The following is a 20,542-nucleotide window of genomic DNA, read 5'->3' on the forward strand; positions in this document are numbered from 1 at the left end:
AAAGAGGCACGAATGGGGGGCATTTCATGGGAGGAGGCGAGACGAGCTTATATAGAAACTTTTAAGAATGGTGAGGAAATAGGAGTAACAAGGAGAGGTTAAAAGTATCACTACAAAGTGAAAGGTGGTTCCGAAAATGGAAAGGCATGAAGTTAATGAAATTGTAAGATATGAACTCACTGTGCAACGAGGTGGCTAAGGTTCTAGATCAAGTAAAAGGAGTGATGGGGTATGTAAGGGTTTAGCTGAGAAGACCAGCAATCAGTAACCAAGACTTGCTGCTGGACTACAGAAATAAAAATAGGCTTTGCCGCATGGATGCGAACAAAGCCTATTTCATAATGTCAGTACTAATATCCCAAAAGAACATTCACGTTATTTTAAATCGTTCTTTGCGAGCTTGCCTTCATATAACAATTTAAAATATCTATAACCTGCCATAGCAATTACAATAAAAAAGGCCAGTTGTTTAATGATTATCGGCAAACTGATTGATTCTGAAAAAAACCAAAAGATGAATAAAGCAGTTAAGATTATCTCATAGGTGATCGTTCTATTCCGAAGCTCCGGTCTAATCCACCTTGACTTCACAATTAAGGATAAGCTACCAATAAAGGTAAGTAGCAGCCAGATGTAGTACATTTCTTTGTTGAGTGAATAGCCGAACAATGGGCCATATTGTAGTCCGAAAGAGATTATAGATATTTGTTGTAGCTTGCGCTCTGTATTATTCAGATCACTATAACCTCTTACCATTTTTACCAAGTCCCTTGCGTTAGATTTGGCCACGGGCCATTCCAGTTGATCCCAAAGTAAACGCCGTTTTGACTTCTGTATTTAGATTGAATTACTAAATAACAAAGGTTAGCCATACCACTATATCCGGCTATTGTTAGGATAGTACTAATTACTGGGCCAGCAGGTCCCAATATTAGTGAAATTCCATTCAATGCAGCTGCAAAGGCCGGCACACCTATGGACGCAGCTGTGAACAAGTACAAATCGATATCGCTTTGGTTAAAGTAAACCTTCCAGTCACTCACATGAAGATTCGGTGTGATGGCACTTGTAGAGTAACCGCTATTGATTACCTTATTTTGATACAATGTGGAAGAATTTGCAAGTATTTTTTTTTGATTCGCATCAAAGACGATCTTTCTTAACAAAGAAATATACTCATCAGTCAGACCATACGTTGATTTTAAGTAATTTGTATTATCATTTAGAATGATCATTTTGCCATTTTTTTCAGAGATCTCTTTCATAACTCCTGTTTCTGTAAAGGTTTTCAAAAAATCCTTCGTTTTTTGATCAAGAGTTACGTGATGGCTACCTGCTTCCTCGCTTACAGTAACGGACTGATTAACTGGAGTGTTGTTTGCAGCGGCAAAGCCAGCTAAAGGAACGCTCGACATTAACATCGTTGCTGTTGTAAACGTGATGATAGATTTTTTAAATTTCATTTTCTTTTCCTTCTTCCCATTTTATAGTTTGTTCTGACTTAATATGTAAGTTACAATGCAACTCTACCATTATATGGATAAATAAACAATAGATGTAATATAAGGATTTCTTTATAATTTTGGAGTTTGATTGTGGAACTTTGTCGAGACCGCATTAAGCTGGAGAGGAAATGAGCGCTCAAAAGACTCCCCCCCACCTAAAAAGCTGTGCAAAGGGCCATTCGGGACCGACGGGACCTCGCGTGTGAAAAAAATTCCCTTTTTGAGCACAAGGGGGGAAAACAGTTAATCGTAAGAACGACGCATCGCTGATACCCAAATTGTAGGGAAAGGAGGTGAGTTATGTATGGCTGGAAGAAAGGCAATGCCCGTTAATTTACTGCTGATCAAAGGGAAGAAGCACCTGACCAAGGAAGAGATCGAGCTGCGGCAGGAGAGGGAGAAGAAGCTGCAGCCGAGTACAAACCGTACCAATCCGCCGGCCTGGTTATGTGACACAGCCAAAAAGGAGTTCCGCCGGATTGCAAAGGAGCTCAAAGAGATTGATCTGCTTACGAATGTGGACGTCAATGCTCTAGCCCTGTATTGCGATGCCTATGCGGATTACATTGAGATCACGAGGATCATCAAGAACGATGGGTTTATGGTCGAGCATACCAACAAATCAGGAGTGACTAACGAAGTGGCACATCCCCTTCTGGCCAAAAAGAAGCAGATGCATGAGCAAATGCGGTCCTTGGCTGTGGAGTTCGGACTAACGCCAGCCTCAAGAGCCAAGATTGCCATGCCTCCGCGTGGACAGCCAGATGAAGAAGACGAGTTTACGAGGACGTTCGGTGATGTGTAATGCTGAAGCAATTTCTAATTGATTACAGCCAGGATGTAATCAATGGCGAAGTGATTGCATGCCAGAAGCACAAGTGGGCGTGCATGCGATTCCTCCGGGATATCGAGCGAGAGGGCACGGAGGAGTTTCCCTATATCTTTGATGAAGAGCGCGCAATGCGCTTTTTTTTATGGATGAATCTCTTCCGCCACACGAAAGGCGTATTGAAGGGGCAACGCATTGAGCCCCATGAAATTCAGTACTTCATATTCGGAAACATCTACGGTTGGATCCACATGGACGCCGGTTACCGGCGGTTCAATAAGGGATATTGGCAGGTAGCCCGCAAGAACGCCAAGTCCCAGAGCAATTCTTGTGTTGCCACATATGAGGCATCTGCATTCGGAGAGTCGATGGCCGAGGTCTACTGCGCTGCAACGAAGCGGGAGCAAGCCAAGATCGTCTGGAGTGAAGCTGACTACATGATCCAGCAGTGCCCGGAGCTGAAAGGCAAGTTCAAAACCACCTACGGTATTATCCGGCACCTGAAGAGTAACTCCATCATCAAGCCGCTGAGCCAGGAGGATAAGAAGAAAGGCGACGGCCTTAACCCGCAATGCGGAATCATCGACGAGTACCATGCTCATGAGACCGATGAAATGGTGAACGTCATCGACTCCGGTATGATTGCCCGGGCGCAGCCATTGATCTTTATCATTACCACAGCCGGCACGAACCTCAACAGCCCATGTTACCGGACGGAATACCAATTCGTTTCACGGCTGCTCAATCCTGATGACCCGACCGAGGTAGAATCCTATTTCGCGATGGTGAACGAGCTGGATAAGGATGATGATGGGAACCTGATCGACGACATCAAGGATGAGTCCGTTTGGTTGAAGGCCAATCCCATTGCGTGCTCCTATCCTGAGGGCATTCAGAAGATGCGGTCGCGGCTGAAAGAAGCGCTCGAGAAGCCTGAGATGATGGAAGACTTCATGACGAAGAACATGAACGTCTGGATGAGTCATCCGAAGAAGCAATACATGAACATGGAGAAGTGGGCTGCCTGCGGTATTCTTAAGCGGAGAAAATCGGATTCCGAGCTGCAGCTGCCTGACGTTAAGGGCCTTACCTGTTTTGCCGGCGTGGATATGTCCATGAAAATTGACCTATCCTCGGTTGGTTTTGTGGTTCCTCTGATGACCGGGAGCTTTTACGTTGGCCAGCATTCCTTTATTCCGGAGGAGACACTCGAGCAGAAGAAGAAGACAGACCGGGTCCCGTATGATCTCTGGATCCGCAAAGGCTGGCTTACCGTTATCCCGGGTGCTGTGGTGGACCAGTCGGTGATCGAAAACTATTTGCTGGAGGAAGAAGAGCGTCGGGGCTGGGTGATGAGAGAAATATGCTATGACCGTTATGCGGCAACACAGTTTGCACAGAATATGGCCGCACATGGATATGAAATCGTCGAGATCCGGCAGGGGGTACAGACGCTCTCGGAGCCGATTAAGGACTTCAGAGAGCTCATACTGCAAATGCGTATTATTCATGAGGATGATCCGGTTCTTACCTGGGCACTCGGGAACGCCGTGACCAAGTCGGATGACAAGGAGAATCTTCTGCTGGACAAAGCAAAATCAACCAATCGGATTGACCCCATAGCAGCCGTCATCAATGGCTTTGTGCGCGCGAGGGTAGCTCCTCCGGAAAGCGGGGACGTGGAAGTCTGGACGTTCTAAGCCAACGTAATTGCAACCATAGGGGAAAGGAGAGCAACGATGGGCATTGTTCAACGGATCGTATCATGGTTCGGCCTAGGCGCAAAGCTGGAGACCAGAGCGAATCGCAATCTGGGTGGGTTTCAAAAATGGTTTGACCCGTACAACATGTTCGCTCGGTCCGGTCAGCTCGATGCCTCAAACGAGACGATCTTTTCGGCGGTATCGCGGCTCTCAAATTCCATGGCCAGCCTGCCGCTGAAGGTCTACCGCGGCTACAAACAGGTTACGGGAGCGCCAATTGCGCAGCTGCTCGAATATGGACCGAATCCTAACATGACCAGTTTTGATTTTATCCGGACGCTGGAAGCGTTCCGGGACACGAGCGGCAACGGATATGCCTTAATCGAGAGAAACGTGAGCTACCAAGTTCAAGCACTGTGGTTGCTTAATCCCAGGAAGGTGAAGCCGGTTCAGGAGAGCAGCACGAAAGAGCTCTGGTATGAGGTTCAAGGGGATGACGGTACCTACTACGTCCATAACCTGGACATCATTCACGTCAAGCACTTCCATACCGTGGGATATGAAGGAATATCTCCGCTGGATGTACTTCGCAACACGATCAACTATGACACGCAGGTTAAACAATTCAGCCTCAGTCAAATGGAGAGCGGGATCAAAGCTTCGTTCATCCTGAAGCTAAACGGTTCATTGAGCGATGAGAAGAAGAAGGCGATGCTCCAGAACTTCGCAGAATTTTACTCCAAAAACGGCAGCGGCGTAATCGTCATTGATTCGGGCCAGGACCTAAAGGAACTGAAGCAGGACATCATTGACCTGAAGGTATTCGAAGTGGAGCGCATCACGCGCTCTCGGGTAGCCGCGGTCTACAACATGCCGCCTCACATGCTCGGGGATTTCTCGCAAACCTCCTTTTCCAGTATGGAGCAGCAGGCCCTCGAATACGTTCAGAACACATTGCTCCCGATTGTGCGGATGTACGAGCAGGAATTCAGCCGCAAGCTGCTCACCTCAAAGGAGCGGGCCGCGGGGACGGTAACCAAATTTAATATGAATGGACTGCTCCGTGGCGACATTAAGACGCGCGGAGATTTTTATTTTAAAGGGGTCCGTTCGGGGTGGTTTACACCTAATGAAGTCCGTGCTTATGAGGAGCTGCCGCCCGAAAAGGGGGGAGACAAGCTGTATATGAGCAAGGATTTGGCCCCGATAGACAGTCCAGACCGGTTCATCGCACCTGGAAAGGAGGTGAATGAGCAAGATGAATCAGAAGCCGACAACAACACCGGATCCGAGCCAGAATGAAGTCCGTACGCTGAAACTCACCAAGCTGGAGACAAGGGCAATGGGCGACGAGGCCGGAACGGGCACGAAGATCACAGGCTATGCGGCCGTTTATGAAGAGTTCACCGAGCTGAGGGATTGGTGGGGAGATCGCTTCTATGAGCGGATCGCCAAAGGAGCTTTTGATGATACGCTGGCTGACGGACACGACATTTTCGCACTGAAAAATCACGATTGGAACCTCATTTTGGGCCGTTCAGGGGCTAATTTGACCCTCGAAAGCCATGAAAATGGGCTGTATTTTGAGCTCTTACCGAACAATTCGAGCCTCGGACAGGACATGAAGGAAGATGTGCGGAGCGGTCTGATCAAGGGCTGCAGCTTCGGGTTTCGAATTGTCGACCAGGAGTGGGGGCAGCGGGATGACGACTGGTTTCGAACCATCAAAAAAGTGGAGCTTCAGGAGATCACCCTTACGCCTATTCCGGCGTACTCGTCCACTACCGCGGAAGTACGGAGCTTGAATCTTCAAAGCCGGCATGGAACTGCCTTTGAGGTACCGGATTCACAGCGAATTTCGGTGCCAAAAGGCTTATCAGAGGAGCAAATTCGGGCCCTTAAACGCAAAAATGAGGCCCTTTTGCTTGATATTGAGACCACTTTAAGGTATGGGAGGGCATAACATGCCAGCAGAAACAACGATTTTTCAACTCAAGGAAACCTTGAATGACATGGGAACGGAGCTTCGTTCTATCACCAATAAAATTGATGAGGCACTGACGAATCCGGCGGCTCGAGTCGAAGAAATTGAGCAGATGGAGGTACGGCAGAAGGAGCTCAAGAAACGCTTTGATGCCATTAAAGCACGCATTGAAGAACGGGAGCAGGAAAGCCAGCGAAACCTTGAGCAGCAGAAGCGTGCAAACCCTGTTTTACATGCCGATAACGATGAAAAACGGATGATCGCGGCCAAAGCGGAGCTCATCCGTGCAGAAATTCTAAGGGGGCAGGTATCTGAAGAGTCCCGTAACCTGCTGGGAGCGATCAAGCAGCCTACAGCAACCGGCGGAGAAAAGTTCCTCCCGACGAACATGAGCAACCAGCTGATCACGGAACCATTAGCTAAAAATCCTCTGCGCAGCATGAGCCCTACTACCAAAATCAAGGGTTTGGAAGTTCCCAAAATCGCATATGAGCTGGATGACGACGGCTTTATTGGCGATGAGGAAACGGCGAAGGAAATCGAGCTGACCGGCGATAAGGTCGCGTTCGGGCGTCACAAGTACAAAGTCAAGGCACGGATCTCGGACACTGTTCTTCATGGATCCGACGTTGAACTCACAACATACGTAGAGAACGCACTGCGGTCCGGCCTCGCTGCGAAGGAAAAGAAAGTAGCGCTGGCGACTACTCCGAAGACGGGTGAGGAGCATATGAGCTTCTACTCCACGCAAAATGCAATCAAGCAGGTGCCTGGTGCGGACAAGTACAAGGCCATTAAAGCAGCGATTGCTGATCTCCATGAGGACTACCGGGAGAACGCTAAGGTACTCATGAAGTACTCCGATTATCTGGACATTGTGGAGACGCTGGCTAACGGTAACGCAACGTTGTATAGTGCACCACCAGAGCAGGTTCTTGGGAAGCCGGTTGAGTTTAGTGATGATGCCACTATGCCGATTGTTGGCGACTTCTCGTATGCCCAGTTGAACTATGACGGAGATCCCGTTTACGACACAGACAAAAATGTGGACAAAGGCGAGTATCTCTTTGTGCTTACAGGCTGGCTGGACCATCAAATCTTGCTGAAATCGGCCTTCCGTATTGCTAAAGTAGTTGCAACGCCTTAGATAAGGGTGATGCTCTATGCTCAGCATGAACCTTGATGAACTGAAAACGTACCTGCGGGTAGACGGGAGCGAGAATGATGGATTTCTCGCTCTTTTGGTTCACTCGGCCAAAGAATACCTAAAGGATGCTGGGGTTCCCGAGTCATCAAGTGCAAGGTACAAACTTGCTGTCATGATCCAGGTGGCCTTGAACTATGACCGTGACGGGAATGCAGCTTTGGAAAAATCGCTCGAAAGCTTAATAACTCAATTGAGGGTAGGTGAGCCGAAGCATGGCGGGATCAAGCCAGAAGACCTCCTCGAAGGCACCTGCGGAGATGGTATATAGGGTTTTAGTGGAGTTTATCGACCGTGATCAGCGATATTATCCGGTTGATGCTGAATACAAAACGAAAGATCTGGACCGGTCGGGATATCTCATTGAGCTTGGATTCCTGGAAGCCCCGGCTGCTGCTCCCAATCCTCCGGCACAGCCAGAGGGGCAGACCGGAACAACGGTGAGCGATGAATCCGGCCAGGTATAACCGGCGCATCCACATCCTGCAGCCGTTACGGGGAGAAGACAACGAAGGGATACCGGTACTGACTTGGAGCCCGCATATCAGTCTTTGGGCAGCGGTAAAGCCCCTTAGAGGACGGGAGTATTTCCAGGCCGCAGCCATCAACCAGGAGAACACCTTAAGGGTGGAAATTCGGTACCGTACAGGCATAACGAGTGAGATGCGAGTGCAATATGCCGGCAAGCTCTATAACATCAACGCGATCCTTGATCCCGATGAAGCCCATAGAGAGCTTCACTTGATGTGTTTGGAGGTGCAGGAACATGGCGGAGATGAAGCTGGAGGGCATGGATGAGCTGGTGAAACGGCTGCAGGAGATGGGCCGGAAGGGTGCAGCCATCGAAAGAGCAGCACTGCAGGCTGGCGGCGAAGTCATTCGGAGTGCTGCAAGCGAGCGGGCTCCGCGGAGTAATGATGCTCCCCATTTGGCGGATAACATCACGATCAGCAAGATCAAGACCAGCCAGGGCATGAAATATGTGCTGGTCGGTCCGCAAAAAGGGGATAACTCCGAGTTTTTCTACGGCAAATTCCTCGAGTGGGGAACCAGTAAGATGGCTGCACGTCCGTTTTTGGGCCCGGTTGCGGCCGAGAAGCAAGGAGAAGTGATTGAAAAGATGAAGCAGGCGATCAAGGATGGACTGGGCTTATGATCAACGTCAAACCGGAAGTATTGGAAGCTCTTCGAGAGGACGAGGAGCTTCTTTTGTTACTCGGGGGCCCCCGGGTATACCAAATGGTTGCACCGGAGCCTGGCAAGTTTCCGCGGATCACGTTTTTTGAGATCAGCAACGTAGATGATGGTTATGCAGATGATTCCGTCATTTCCAGCCAAATTGTCATTCAAGTTGACGTCTGGAATAAAACCAATACGTCAGCCATAGCGGATCGGGTAGATGCGGTCATGAAGAATATTGGCTTTTCTCGCTCGGGCTCCGCTGACCTCTACGAGAATGACACAGGAATCTTTCACAAAGCAATGAGATACACAACACGAAGGGAGGAGGTTTAATCCATGGCTGGAGTACGCATAGGTCTAAGGGACCTGCATTATGCAAAACTGCTCAGTGACAACAGTTCAGGGGCAATGTACGCGGCACCGCAGAAGATTGCCGGCGCCATCAGCGCGAAAGTCACCCCGAGCTCCACAACCGAGACACTCTATGCTGATGACGGCGCGGCAGAGACGGCAACAGCTCTCGGGGAAATCGCTGTTGAGCTCAATGTGAAGGATCTGACACTGCAGCAGTTGGCGGATCTTCTTGGGCGGACCGTGGTGAATGGCATCATGGTAAGTAAGGATACGGACACGGCCCCGTATGTTGCCATCGGGTTCCGTTCGATCAAATCGAATGGGAAGTTTCGATATAAATGGCTGTTCAAAGGACGCTTCAGCCTGCCGGCCGAGGAATATAAGACGCAAGGTGACAAGCCTGAATTCCAGACTCCGGTGATCAGCGGCGTATTCGTCAAACGGGAGTTTGATGGGTGGTGGGAAGTGACCGGTGATGAAGATGAGCCTGGCTTTACGCTGGGCGATACCTGGTTCAATAAAGTGTTTGAAGCGGGAGATTCCAACAGTACGGAGTTGCCGGTATTTGTATCTGCCAACCAGGTAGTCTTTCAATAAGAAAAAAGGATGGTGTAATAATCATGCCAGCACACAGCAAGTCATTGTATCGTGACGGGGCGCAGCTGCCTACGCCGCAGTACTTCAACCCTGTGACCGATTCGTATGAGCCCCTTCACGGAGCCAATGGAGCCTCGGACGTCAATGTGAAAGGCAGCTCGGCGATTAAAGATGGGGTTCTTTCGGTCACAGCTCCTGGGGCGAGAGTTCAACTGCCAAACATTACATGCCGGGAGATCACAATCATTGCTCGGAAAAATAATACGGGGACCATCTATGTCGGCTCCGAAACTGTATCTGCAAGCTCCTTCGCTGCCGAACTGGATAAGAAAGATGCCATTACGCTGCCGGTGAGCAATGCGAGTATGCTTTGGATTGATGCTTCCGTAGCCGGAGAGGGGATCTCATATGTCGCGCTTTAAGCCTTGGCCAGGGACAACCGCGAATCCGGGAGGAGGCACAGGCACAGGATCTCTTCCCCGAAGTTATGAAGGAATCGAAGTAGTATGGTGGGGTAATTCCATCATCGAGGGCCAAGGCTTAACTGACCCGCAGAAGTTTCAGACGCAGCTTGCCAAATTGAACGGCATGATGAATCGAATTTATGGGTATCCAGGTAAACCGTGGGGGTATAAAGGAACCGGTGTCGACGATACGATCTACTCGAACAGGGCGCTGCTTCCGAAAACAGCAAAGCTCTACGCGATGTACGGAGGTGGCAACGACAACCGGTTAAACATCCCGCGGGGCAACGTGGATGACATGGTAAACACTACATTCGCTGGAGCGATTAACCTGGGTATCGTTTATATTAAAACGAACATGCCCGGAGCGAAGATTGTCCTGATTACATCCCTTCAGCGCAATGGTGGAGATGATGGAACCGGCAAACCCATCACCGGCACAACCTTGAACGATCTAAAGCTAAGCCTGATCGATTACAACAATATGATTTTGGCGATTGGTCAAAAGCACGATATTCCAGTCTGGGATCTGTACAACTGCGGCATCAATAATGCGAGCATTCCGAAATACATGCAGTCGGATGGGGTTCATTTAAATGCTCAGGGAGCGGCTAAAGTTGCGTTGTGTGGGTACGGGTTCTTTGAAACCATCGATTTGTCGATAGCTTCACCGCCGGCTGACACAACGGCGCCGACAGTGCCAGGAAAGCCGACATTGACGAGCAAAACCCATAACAGTGTGACAATCTCTTGGGCAGCTTCTACGGATACGGTGGGTGTTACTGGTTACATCGTAACAGGCGGGCCAAGTCCGGTGAATGTAACAGGCACTTCAGCGACCATACCAGGGCTGAATCCGGAAATGAACTATACGCTTTCCGTCAAGGCTAAGGATGCGGCTGGCAATGTATCTGCAGCTTCTGAGGCTCTGACGGTAACCACTGATGCGGCGCCAACGGGCGGCGGTGGTACAACGGTAACGACTTACTATGAGAACACCTTTACCGGAGCAGATGGATCCGCAAATGGGCAAGTTGCAGAAAGCGGACAGGCCACCAACACCGCAACCGCAGTAACTGCGGCAAACTGGGTCATCGAAAGCAATCGGATGAAATATTCAGGTACCACCGGAGACCGGATTATCATGTCCACTTCAGCCCCCGGTGGGGACTATACAACCGAAGCCCAGATCTACCCTGCAGGCGGTAAGGCGGGTGTTGTATTCCGGGCGAATGATGGCACGGAATATATGTGGGTCCGGTTTGATCCGGCAGGTAATGCAGGCGAAGAAATCAAGATGTTTAAGAAGCATGAATCGACGGCAGCCAATACGCAGATCGCTGCGGGTCCGGCGACGATCAATACGGCAGGCTCCAATATCGTGAAGATTGTCTGCGCAGGAAACAACGTCAAAGTGTTTGTAGATGGTACTCAGGCAATCAACTATACCCTGACAGCGGCTGAACAAGCGAAATACGGCGATAACAAGGGAATCGGTCTTTATGCCGGCGGTGAAAACGCCTCTACATGGGAGTACCTTAAATCATATTCGAACTAATCCATCGATAAGTGGGGCGCGCCGGCGCCCCTATTTTTATTGAGAGGGGCACATATATGAAGCTTGAGCTGAGAGTTGACGAAGAGACTAAGACGTTCACGGTCCCTTTTGTGAGTGGCCGGATGCTCCGGAAAACACTTGAAATATCCAAAAACACAAACTTCAGTAACGTTACGGTGGAAGTGCTCGATGAGCTTGTCCTGTTCGTCGTCGACCTCTTTAAAAACCAATTCACGGTGGATGAGTTCTATGACGGGATCGAAGCGAGCAAGCTGCTTCAAACCGTGATGGACTGCATCCATCAAGTCACCGGCCAAGCGGCAAAAGCACTGGAGCCACTGAGTGACCCAAACGCATAGAAGGGGACACAGACCCCACCGATACGATCAAAGAGGTTTACATCTCCCTCTTGGATAGTGGATGGACCCTTGAGTCGATTGACAACATGGACATCATTTACTATTTCGAACTGCTTGCTTACAGGGTGAGGCCGAAAGAAGCCCCGATGGTTTACATCGATCACATCTTCTAGCCGAGGGGAGGTGAGGAAACAACATGGCAGAGGAAGAAGCCGGCAGTGTGGTCGTCAAGGTTGGTATGGACGGCACAGGTTTTCAAAACGGTATAAGCAACATCAACCGGCAGCTGAGGCTAGTGCAGAGTGAGTTCGCCGCGGCCAGCGCCAAGCTCGGGGACTTCGGGAACAGCGCGGAAGGGCTGAAGCTGCAGTCCGATGCATTATCCAAGCAGATGAGCTTGCAGCAGCAAAAGGTCGACGCCTTGCAGAAGGCCTATGAGAAAGCGGCCGAGAGCAAGGGCAAGGACGCCAAAGCTACCCAGGAGCTCGAGATCAAGCTCAACAAGGCCAAGGAAGAACTGGCTAAGACCGAGAAAAAGCTCGAATCAGTCAATGAGGAGATCGAAAAGCAGAACAACCGTTGGAATAAGCTGGCGGGTACGCTTAATGACATCAAGGGGCGGTTCCAAACAGTCGGAGATCAACTGTCCAGCATTGGCAGCATGCTCAGTGCCACACTGACCATGGCCCTCGCCGGCATAGGTATCGGGGCGATCGGCGCAGCGTCCGATGTAGATAAAAGCGCAGGAAAGATACAGGCGAGCCTGGGACTAACGGCTGAAGAGGCCGATAAGCTCAGTGTGACAGCCCAAAAACTGTGGAAGGATGCCTTTGGGGAGAGCATGGAGGATGTGACCCAGGGTCTCATCACCGTAAAGCAGAACATGCAGGGACTTGATGATGGCAGCCTCCAAAAGGTTACAAGGGATGCCTTCACCCTAAGGGACGCCTTTGGCGCCGAGGTCAATGAAACCACTCGCACCGCCTCAGTACTGATGAAAAACTTTGGGATCGATGGTTCCACGGCGATGGACCTGATCACTGTTGGGTTCCAAAAAGGCGGAAACTTTAGCGACGAGCTGCTAGATACGATGCGCGAATATGCTCCGCAGTTTAGGGCAATGGGCATCGGTGCTGAAGACATGCTCGGTATCCTGATCAAAGGAGCAGAAACCGGAGCTTTCAATCTCGATAAGGTCGGTGACGCGCTCAAAGAATTCAACATCCGAGCGAAGGATGGAAGTGAGTTGACCTCCCAAGCATTCACCGCCTTAGGATTTAATGCCGATGAAATGAGCGCCAAGTTTGCCGTAGGCGGGGAGACAGGGAAGACCGCATTTCAGGCTGTCACTGTAGCTTTGGCCGGCCTACAGGACCCCTTAACGCGCAACGCGATCGGTGTTGCGCTATTTGGCGCGCAGTGGGAGGACCTCGAGGCAAAGGTCGTCACATCCATGGCTACAGGGATCGGATCCGTAACGGGGTTCCAGGGGGCCACCCAGCGAGCGGGGGACGCCCTCAGGGATAACCTCGGGGTCAGGGCAACCAAGGTATGGAGGGAGTTCCAGACGGCCCTGCAGCCCCTCGGGGAGATGCTGATCAGCCTTGTCGAGGAAATCCTTCCGCAGGTCAGCGCTGCGGTGCAGTCTCTGACGCAGTGGTTCTCCAACCTTTCGCCAGGCGGTCAGAAGCTCACGCTGGTGCTCGGGGCTATCGCAGCGGCAGCGGGTCCTGTCGTGATGCTCGTTGCTCAAATGGTGGGGGCCGTCACCACCCTCATCGGTGCCTTCTCTGCGGCTTCGGGGGCGATCGCAGCCGCCGGCGGGGTAATTGGGTTACTCACCGGCCCGATCGGCATTACGATTGCCGCCATAGCTGCCTTGGCCGCGGGTGCCTACCTGGTCGTGAATAACTGGGATCAGATTAAATCGTTCTTTTCAGGTCTCGGCTCCTGGCTTTCATCGTATTTCAGTAATCTCGTCAACACGGTCACCACATACGGCCAGTTCATCATGGCCGGCCTGATGGCGGGCATCAACAGCAAGCTGCAGCCGGCCATCAACATGATCACGGCGGTGGCTAACGGCATCACGGGCGTCTTCCGGCGGATCATGGGCATCCATTCCCCATCAAAGGTGATGGAGGAATACGGCCAGTACATTGATGAGGGGCTAGTGCAGGGGATGGCCTCCGGTCAGGATTCCGTGCTCGAGCAAACCCAAAGCATTGCCGATGGCATTAAACAGACGATGGAGAAGAACATCGGCATGCTGAACAAGCTCGGTGAGGCGATCGTCGGAGCTCTCCGCAAGCAGTATGAGGAAATGGAGAGCATCCAAACGGCGGCGCTGGACAAGCAGCTCGAGCATGAGAAAAGAGCCTCGGAAGATCGGCAAAAGGTCTACGACAAGGAGTACGCTGAGAAGCTGAAGCTCATTGACGAAGAGACCTATAACAAGGTCAAGGCCGTGCAGGACCAGATCGACAGCATCGACAGCCAGACGAGCAACGAGGAGAAGGCCTTAAAGGCCCAGGAACAGCAGACGCGGCTCGCTGAGCTTCAGAAAAAGATCGCGGCTGCCGAGACCGCGGATGAACGGGCTCGCCTGCAGGAAGAGCTGAGCAGCACCATTGCGAAGTATGAACGGGAGCAGCTGCTCGAGCAGCGGAACAACCAGAAGGAATCCCTGAAGAAACAGATCGAGGGGCTGAAGGAAGCATCCGCCGAGCATAAGGAGATGCTGAAGGCCGATCTGGACAGCAAGAAGGAGCAGGAAAAGCTGCGAGCCTCGCAGGTGGAAGAGTCGCTGAAAGCGGAAAAGGATGCGGTCAAAAAGCACTTTGACGAACTGACGACACAGGAAAACCTGCAAATGGAAGCTCGCAAGCTGGTGGTCGATAAGAACAATCAGGAAATCGTCGACTTGCTCCTGAAATACAATCCGAGCTGGCAGAACGCGGGCCAATCCTTTGCAGATAGCCTGATCAACGGACTCAACTCCGAGAAGCAGAGCATAGCCGATGCAGTCGGTAAAACCATCGATCTTCAGCCCATGGTTCAGAAGCAGATGGGTGTGCTCGACGAGCTGCAGAAGAAGATTGCCAGCCTGCAGCAGGCCGACAAAGCGGAAGCCGGCGCAGCAGGTGAAGAATCGCCCTTCTCTGAATCGGGAGGCTTTGCGGGCAGCGGCGGTGGGGATATTGGCGGTCTTGGTGCGGCCGCGGACAACACCTCGGCCAAGCTTGAGGGGCTCATGCAAACCACTACTACCCTGCAACAGGACCTCACAGGGAATTTCATCCCCTCGGTCGAGGGTATAAGCGGGGCATGGAACGGGGTTATGAACAGCTCAAGTAATGTGTGGGGGCAGATCGCGGGCTATCTTGCACAAACATGGGCTGGCATCGCCGGCCAAGCACAGCAGGTGTGGTCAGGGATCACCGGCTTCTTCACATCCTCGTGGAACTCATTTTTGTCCGTCGCCACCTCGGTGAGCAATAGCATCCATACGGGCGTGACTGGCACCTGGAATAATATTTCTGCTCACATTAATTTGGTTGTGTCCGAGATCGTCGGTAACGTGATGACGATTTTCGGGGGAATGAGCGGCTGCATTTCGACGGTGTTCAGCGGCATTGAATCGATCATCTCCGGTAGCTGGACCGTCATTAAAAACGTGACACTCGGTTCCATCCTCTTGCTGCTGGACCTGGTCACCTTCAATTTTACCGAACTGGCCAATCATGCCGGGCAGATTTGGGAGAACCTCAGAACGGCCTTTCGGCTGATTTGGGACGGCATCCAGCAGGTCTTTACCGGCGCTCTGGAAACACTCAAAGGCGGCTTGACTGCTTCCTGGGGACTGATGAAAACGGACCTGATACAGAGTTGGAACGAGGCGGAGGCTTATCTTTCCACGCTGTGGGTCAATATCTCTTCCCAGGCGAGTACGGGCTGGACGGACTTCAAAACGTCAGTAACCAAGCTGGTGGAGGAGACGATCAGCAGTACCCGGACGAAGTGGGATGAACTTCTGACCTGGTTTGGAGAGCTTCCCGAGAAGCTCAAAGGCTACGCTGAAAGCATGTTCCGTTCCATGCGCGATGGCTTCAATAACACGGTGAATGAGGTAACGAGCGCCGTCAGAACCGGCTTGGACGGAGCCTTTGATTTTATTAAGAAGCTGCCGGAGGAGGCCCTGCAGTGGGGCAAGGATATCATCGAGGGGTTGATTAAAGGCATCCGATCGGCAATCGGGTCCGTTAAAGCCGCGATGGACAGTGTAGCAAGCACCGTGAAGGGCAGCATTACCGGCGCATTAGGCATCCGGTCGCCTTCCCGGGTGATGATGGAATACGGCGGATTCACAACGGAGGGGTTTGCGCTTGGGATGAAGGGCGGACTGAGCCGTGTGGCCAGTGCGGCACGAACGATCGCCAGCGCGGCTTTTCCTAAGGTGGAGCTGCCGAATATGGCGGCGCCGGCGGGCAGAACGGCAATGCCAGCGGCTGCGCCAAGCAGCTTTGTGCAGAACCTAACCATCAACTCTCCGCAGCCACTCTCTCCGGCTGAAACAGCTCGGCTGAATGCGCGGGCCAGCCGACAGCTTGCGATGGGATGGGGGTTAGACGGTGCGTAAGATCACCTTTACCAACGAGAACAAAGAGCGTATCGAGCTTCTGAGTACCGGACCATATTTCCTGACCAAGCTCGAAGGAGTGGCTGCAGTCCGAACAACGGTGCAGCTCAACAAATCACCGTTCCAAGACGGTCAGACCTACCTTGGAAATACACTGGATGTTCGAGAGATAACGATCGAAGGCTCCATCGTGCCCGGAGCAGTGACGTTAGAGGAGAGACGTCGGACTTTGATGCGGGTTCTCAACCCCAAGCTTGGCCTGGGGATCGTCCGGTATGAAGATGCAGGTGGGGCAAAGGAGATCCGGGCGATTGCGGAGGAATCACCGGTATTCCCTGATAAACAGCACGGGGTCTATCAGAAGTTTCTGATTTCCTTCCTGTGCCCGGATCCAGCTTTTTATGATCCCAAAGTCCAAAAGGTAAACCTGGCCTCCTTTACTGGCGGCATCTCCTTTCCGTTTAGTTTCCCGATCAGCTTTGGGCGCGTCGGACAGTTCATTACGCTCAACAACCGCGGGGACCTGGATGCCCCGGTGTTTATCACCTTTCTCGGGCCTCTGAAGAACCCTGTGCTTGAGAACAAGACCACGGGCCAGATGATCAAGCTGGTGCAGGAGATCCCAGAAGGGCATCGGCTCGAGATCAATACAGCATTCGGCCAGAAGACGGTGACCAAGATTGCCGAGGATGGCACCCGGTCCAATGCGTTTCACTGGGTGGCGCCGGAGTCCGAATTTTGGGGTCTGGTACCGGGAGAAAATGAGATTTCCTATCAGGCCACAGAGGAATCGAAGTTTGGTGCTGTGACTTTGGAATACCAGCCACGTTACTTGGGGGTGTAGGGTGAACATATATCCTGTCCTTATCTTTGATCCGGAGCTTCGCTACCTTGCCCAGATCGATAATTACGAATATCTGCAGTGGACACGCCGCTGGCGTAACCCACACACCTGGGAACTTCAGATCAACCGAAACAAAACAAACGCCCAATACCTGCAGGCTGACAACTTCATTGCCGTAAAACGTGGGGGCAAGTGGCGCGCCGGCATCATTGCGCACAGGGAGCTGCCGCTCACACAGGAGGGGAAACTCTCCGAAACCTGGACGGTGAAAGGCCGGGACTTCTCCGGGGTGTTTCTTGAACGTCTGGCACTGCATATGACGGATGAGGGCAGTGGGTACGATGAGCAGCGAGGCATCGCGGAGCAGGTCATGAGGCATTACGTGAAGGTCAACTGCATCGAGCCGAGTAATCCAGACCGTGTTATCCCCTTCCTGCAGCTTGGATTGAACTATGCCCGGGGGCAAACGGTAGAGATGCGTGCCCGGTTTCAAACAGTGGCGGCGCTGCTCGAGAACATTTCCTTTGCATCCGGGCTGGGATACGAAACCTTGTTTGACCTGGAGTCCACCTCGTTTTCGTTTAACGTCCTTTCGGGCCGTAACCTGACGCCAGGCCAGTCGGAGCATCCGCCGGTTATCTTCTCCCCCGAGTTCGATAATGTTGAGAGCATGGCATTCCGCCACAGCATTCTAGATTCCAAGAACGTGGCGATTGTTGGCGGTAAAGGGGAGGCGCAGGATCGGCTGGTAGTCTCGGTAGCAAACGGCTCTCCTATTGGTTTGAAGCGAAGGGAAGTGTTCATCGATGCACGCGACCTGGAGACAGCAGAGCAACTGCTGCAGCGCGGAAATGAACGCCTGGCTGAATATGGCGAGGAGCTCGTCATGGAGTTCCAGCACCTGCCCTGGGGGCCTTTTAAATACGGCGTTGATTTCGACCTGGGCGATATCGTCCATGCACGCTATCCGGGCGTAGGGAGCACAGAATCTCGGATTGTGGGCGTGGTCGAAGAGCTCACGCCGGATAAGAAAGAGGCGGTCAGACTGGTTGTCGGTAAGGAGTGGCCGGACCTGGTCAGCGTGTTGAAAGCAGATCGAAGAAATTTGGAGACGGAGGTGAGGAGGTAGCATGACGGAGCAGTATCGTTTTTTCGGCAGCACCGAAGGGGATGTGAGGGAATACAATCAGCTTGAGTTTGCCGAGGTCTTTGATCGGTTTTTCCAGACAGGCATCTTCCCCCGGGTTGGTGAGGAGCTCAAGGTTTTGGAGACGGATCCCCAGCGGCTTGCCGTCCGGGTAAACACAGGCCAGGCATGGCTGCGGGGCTACTGGTATCGAAATGACGAGATCTATGAGATTGAACTGCCGCCGGCACATCCGGAGTTCCCACGGATCCACCGTATCGTGGTTCGATTGGATACATTGAATCAACGAAATATCCTTGCCATTGCCAAAGCCGGCGAACCATCGGCAACCCCCGTCGCTCCTGCGCTGGAGCAAAATGAGGAATACTGGGAAATCGGCCTGGCTGATGTTTATGTGGCAGCCGGTGTGACAAAGGTCGATGCAAGCAACATCACCGACATTCGGTACAGTGGCGGAGGTGGGAAGGCTGTCGGTCACGATTTTACCGACCTGCAAAACCTTGCGGATCAGGCCATAGCCAAAGCCAATGCAAGTCTTCCTAAAGACGGCAGTCAGCCCATGACTGGCGCACTCCGGTCAGCGGTAGGATCCGCCTCCGGCGGGCGTGTGCATCATTACCTTGGGAGCATAAATGATGTTTTTCGGGTTGGCATCGGCTTGGATGGCGACGAAAATGGGGACGATCAGGTCGGATCCGCCTTCACCGTATGGGCCTACAAGAATAATGGGCAATTCCACAAAACGCTGATGCAGATCTGGCGTGATGGCACGGCCTTTATTGATGGGAAGAGAGTCATTCTGGCGGACTCCGGAGGAAGTATTGATTCGGCCACCATCAAGAATTCCACCATCAACGACTCGACACTCTACAACCCACGATTGTTGTGGGATCGGGATTCGGACTATGCCCGCCTGGAGTTTGTGGACGAAGGAGCCAACAAGGATATCCTCACCTTAACAGTAGGCGATGATGCTCAAGGGTCGGATCCGGGGATCGAGGATTTCTTTCGGTTGAGGTTTGGCAATGATACGGTAGCTCGGTTCCGCAGCCAATCCCTGACAGTAGGTGAGCCGGGTTCAGGTTTTGAAATGTACAAGAATGGAGACCTGTGGCAGCGCGGTGAACTCATGGCCCCTACAAGAGTTAGAGGGGGAGTCATGGAATATTGGGACGGAGAAAGATGGAGGGCGGCGGGCATGAGTACAATCGTGGTTAGCGGTACGGTTCAGGAAACGGTTCATGCAGGAGGGGCCGACTTTGCAGGTGGCGGCACTTACGGCCAACGAAAGTACCTCGTAGCGAAGCACATACCAAAAGGCGTGGGTGAGGTAAACATTGTCCTTGACTTCTACAACAACACGAATTCGAGCGGTGGATATCAAGGGATCAGCATATTCTCCCCGTTGCAATACATGTACTACAGCAGCGACACGTCCGGATACTTTGCACGGGAAGCATACACCGGGTACGGCCCGTTATGGTGGCATGGTTACGGGACATATTGGGACACAGATACGGACAACCTTATGAACCAGAGTTTAGTGGCCGGGGCGGGCCCGGCTGGCGGAGGTACTATGCAAGCCAACTCATGGACAACCATGGAGACAACGGTAAAAGTTTCGTCAAAATTGCCGATTTACGTATTGGCGAGTAACAGCCTCGGGGCGTTCAAGATTCAAAATGTTCGCTTCCGTTATGACGTTCTATAAGGAGGGCTAAGCATGTACGCCATTTACAACGATGGAGGAAGGCCCAACGGAATCCTGCCCAATGTCACGGACGAAGTGGCAGAACAGCTTCCGAGGGGCTATGTATTGTTCGATGGTGAGCCTCCTGAAATCCCACAGGGTCACCGCCTTGTCGTGAATTGGGAGACAAAGGAAATAGGATCGGAACCTACACCGACACCTCCGAGATCATCCCAAGAGGAAATCGAAGAACTCAAGAATGAGATTTCTGTTCTTCGCACGACAGTCAACTATCTCCTGGGAGTCTAATCGGAACGGAGGTGAATTTGGATGCCGAGTGTACTTTATCCGCATTTTGAGATTTGCTGGATTAAAAAGGCCGTTACAGCAGCTCAGCTTCAAACTGCTGTAACGAGGAAGTACATTACCGAAGAAGAAAAAAAACTAATTGAAAGCAAAGAGCAGAAGGACTGACGGGGTACT

The 20,542-nt window shown here is 51.9% G+C and carries 21 protein-coding genes; 20 read left to right on the forward strand and 1 reads right to left on the reverse strand.

The window, feature by feature from the left end:
- Window positions 1-758 precede the first annotated feature (758 nt).
- Window positions 759-1,463 carry a hypothetical protein gene (locus ACP26L_RS15640; RefSeq protein WP_426453831.1) on the reverse strand — a complete coding sequence of 235 codons (705 nt, stop codon included), beginning with the start codon at window positions 1,461-1,463 and terminating at the stop codon, window positions 759-761.
- A 346-nt stretch (window positions 1,464-1,809) separates the two neighbouring features.
- On the opposite strand from ACP26L_RS15640, the gene ACP26L_RS15645 reads away from it, so the two are divergent.
- From ACP26L_RS15645 to ACP26L_RS15740, 20 genes are all read left to right on the forward strand, one after another.
- Complete coding sequence (locus ACP26L_RS15645; RefSeq protein WP_426453833.1) at window positions 1,810-2,310, forward strand: phage terminase small subunit P27 family; 501 nt, start codon at window positions 1,810-1,812, stop codon at window positions 2,308-2,310.
- Window positions 2,310-4,034, forward strand: a complete 1,725-nt coding sequence (locus ACP26L_RS15650) for a terminase large subunit (RefSeq protein WP_426453835.1) — start codon at window positions 2,310-2,312, stop codon at window positions 4,032-4,034. The genes ACP26L_RS15645 and ACP26L_RS15650 overlap by 1 nt, the downstream gene beginning before the upstream one ends.
- A gap of 39 nt (window positions 4,035-4,073) precedes the next feature.
- Window positions 4,074-5,339, forward strand: a complete 1,266-nt coding sequence (locus tag ACP26L_RS15655) for a phage portal protein (protein ID WP_426453837.1) — start codon at window positions 4,074-4,076, stop codon at window positions 5,337-5,339.
- The gene (locus ACP26L_RS15660) at window positions 5,296-6,000 is read left to right on the forward strand and encodes an HK97 family phage prohead protease (protein ID WP_426453839.1); all 705 of its coding nucleotides are present in this window, start codon (window positions 5,296-5,298) and stop codon (window positions 5,998-6,000) included. The genes ACP26L_RS15655 and ACP26L_RS15660 overlap by 44 nt, the downstream gene beginning before the upstream one ends.
- Window position 6,001: 1 nt before the next feature.
- A complete protein-coding gene (locus tag ACP26L_RS15665; RefSeq protein WP_426453841.1) occupies window positions 6,002-7,168 on the forward strand; it encodes a phage major capsid protein in 1,167 nt (388 codons plus the stop codon).
- Between the two features lie 16 nt (window positions 7,169-7,184).
- Window positions 7,185-7,496 (forward strand): head-tail connector protein, encoded by a 312-nt coding sequence (locus ACP26L_RS15670; protein WP_426453843.1) that lies wholly within the window; start codon window positions 7,185-7,187, stop codon window positions 7,494-7,496.
- Between the two features lie 7 nt (window positions 7,497-7,503).
- Window positions 7,504-7,692, forward strand: a complete 189-nt coding sequence (locus ACP26L_RS15675) for a hypothetical protein (RefSeq protein ID WP_426453844.1) — start codon at window positions 7,504-7,506, stop codon at window positions 7,690-7,692.
- Window positions 7,673-8,023: a phage head closure protein gene (locus ACP26L_RS15680; RefSeq protein WP_426453846.1), complete on the forward strand. Its 351-nt coding sequence runs from the start codon at window positions 7,673-7,675 to the stop codon at window positions 8,021-8,023. The genes ACP26L_RS15675 and ACP26L_RS15680 overlap by 20 nt, the downstream gene beginning before the upstream one ends.
- Window positions 7,992-8,381: an HK97-gp10 family putative phage morphogenesis protein gene (locus ACP26L_RS15685; RefSeq protein WP_426453848.1), complete on the forward strand. Its 390-nt coding sequence runs from the start codon at window positions 7,992-7,994 to the stop codon at window positions 8,379-8,381. Before ACP26L_RS15680 ends, ACP26L_RS15685 begins: the two co-directional genes overlap by 32 nt.
- Window positions 8,378-8,740 (forward strand): tail completion protein gp17, encoded by a 363-nt coding sequence (gp17, locus tag ACP26L_RS15690; protein ID WP_014650881.1) that lies wholly within the window; start codon window positions 8,378-8,380, stop codon window positions 8,738-8,740. The genes ACP26L_RS15685 and gp17 overlap by 4 nt, the downstream gene beginning before the upstream one ends.
- A gap of 3 nt (window positions 8,741-8,743) precedes the next feature.
- Window positions 8,744-9,358, forward strand: a complete 615-nt coding sequence (locus ACP26L_RS15695) for a major tail protein (RefSeq protein WP_426453850.1) — start codon at window positions 8,744-8,746, stop codon at window positions 9,356-9,358.
- 92 nt (window positions 9,359-9,450) lie between these two features.
- Window positions 9,451-9,780: a hypothetical protein gene (locus tag ACP26L_RS15700; protein WP_426453852.1), complete on the forward strand. Its 330-nt coding sequence runs from the start codon at window positions 9,451-9,453 to the stop codon at window positions 9,778-9,780.
- Complete coding sequence (locus ACP26L_RS15705; protein ID WP_426453854.1) at window positions 9,767-11,380, forward strand: fibronectin type III domain-containing protein; 1,614 nt, start codon at window positions 9,767-9,769, stop codon at window positions 11,378-11,380. Before ACP26L_RS15700 ends, ACP26L_RS15705 begins: the two co-directional genes overlap by 14 nt.
- Before the next feature lie 56 nt (window positions 11,381-11,436).
- Window positions 11,437-11,739: a phage tail assembly chaperone G gene (gene gpG / locus ACP26L_RS15710; protein ID WP_426453856.1), complete on the forward strand. Its 303-nt coding sequence runs from the start codon at window positions 11,437-11,439 to the stop codon at window positions 11,737-11,739.
- Window positions 11,740-11,935: 196 nt separating this feature from the next.
- The gene (locus tag ACP26L_RS15715; protein ID WP_426453858.1) at window positions 11,936-16,378 is read left to right on the forward strand and encodes a phage tail tape measure protein; all 4,443 of its coding nucleotides are present in this window, start codon (window positions 11,936-11,938) and stop codon (window positions 16,376-16,378) included.
- A complete protein-coding gene (locus ACP26L_RS15720) occupies window positions 16,371-17,222 on the forward strand; it encodes a phage tail family protein (RefSeq protein WP_426453860.1) in 852 nt (283 codons plus the stop codon). Before ACP26L_RS15715 ends, ACP26L_RS15720 begins: the two co-directional genes overlap by 8 nt.
- 1 nt (window position 17,223) lies before the next feature.
- Window positions 17,224-18,351, forward strand: a complete 1,128-nt coding sequence (locus ACP26L_RS15725) for a siphovirus ReqiPepy6 Gp37-like family protein (RefSeq protein ID WP_426453862.1) — start codon at window positions 17,224-17,226, stop codon at window positions 18,349-18,351.
- A 1-nt stretch (window position 18,352) separates the two neighbouring features.
- Window positions 18,353-20,080, forward strand: a complete 1,728-nt coding sequence (locus tag ACP26L_RS15730; protein WP_426453863.1) for a hypothetical protein — start codon at window positions 18,353-18,355, stop codon at window positions 20,078-20,080.
- A 12-nt stretch (window positions 20,081-20,092) separates the two neighbouring features.
- Window positions 20,093-20,368, forward strand: coding sequence for a hypothetical protein (locus ACP26L_RS15735; protein ID WP_426453865.1), 276 nt, complete (start codon window positions 20,093-20,095; stop codon window positions 20,366-20,368).
- A 21-nt stretch (window positions 20,369-20,389) separates the two neighbouring features.
- Window positions 20,390-20,533, forward strand: a complete 144-nt coding sequence (locus tag ACP26L_RS15740) for a hypothetical protein (RefSeq protein ID WP_426453867.1) — start codon at window positions 20,390-20,392, stop codon at window positions 20,531-20,533.
- The last annotated feature ends 9 nt before the right edge of the window (window positions 20,534-20,542 follow it).

Origin of the sequence: Paenibacillus sp. S-38 (assembly GCF_049942825.1) — a bacterium.
In the GTDB taxonomy this organism is placed as follows: Bacteria; Bacillota; Bacilli; order Paenibacillales; family NBRC-103111; genus Paenibacillus_G.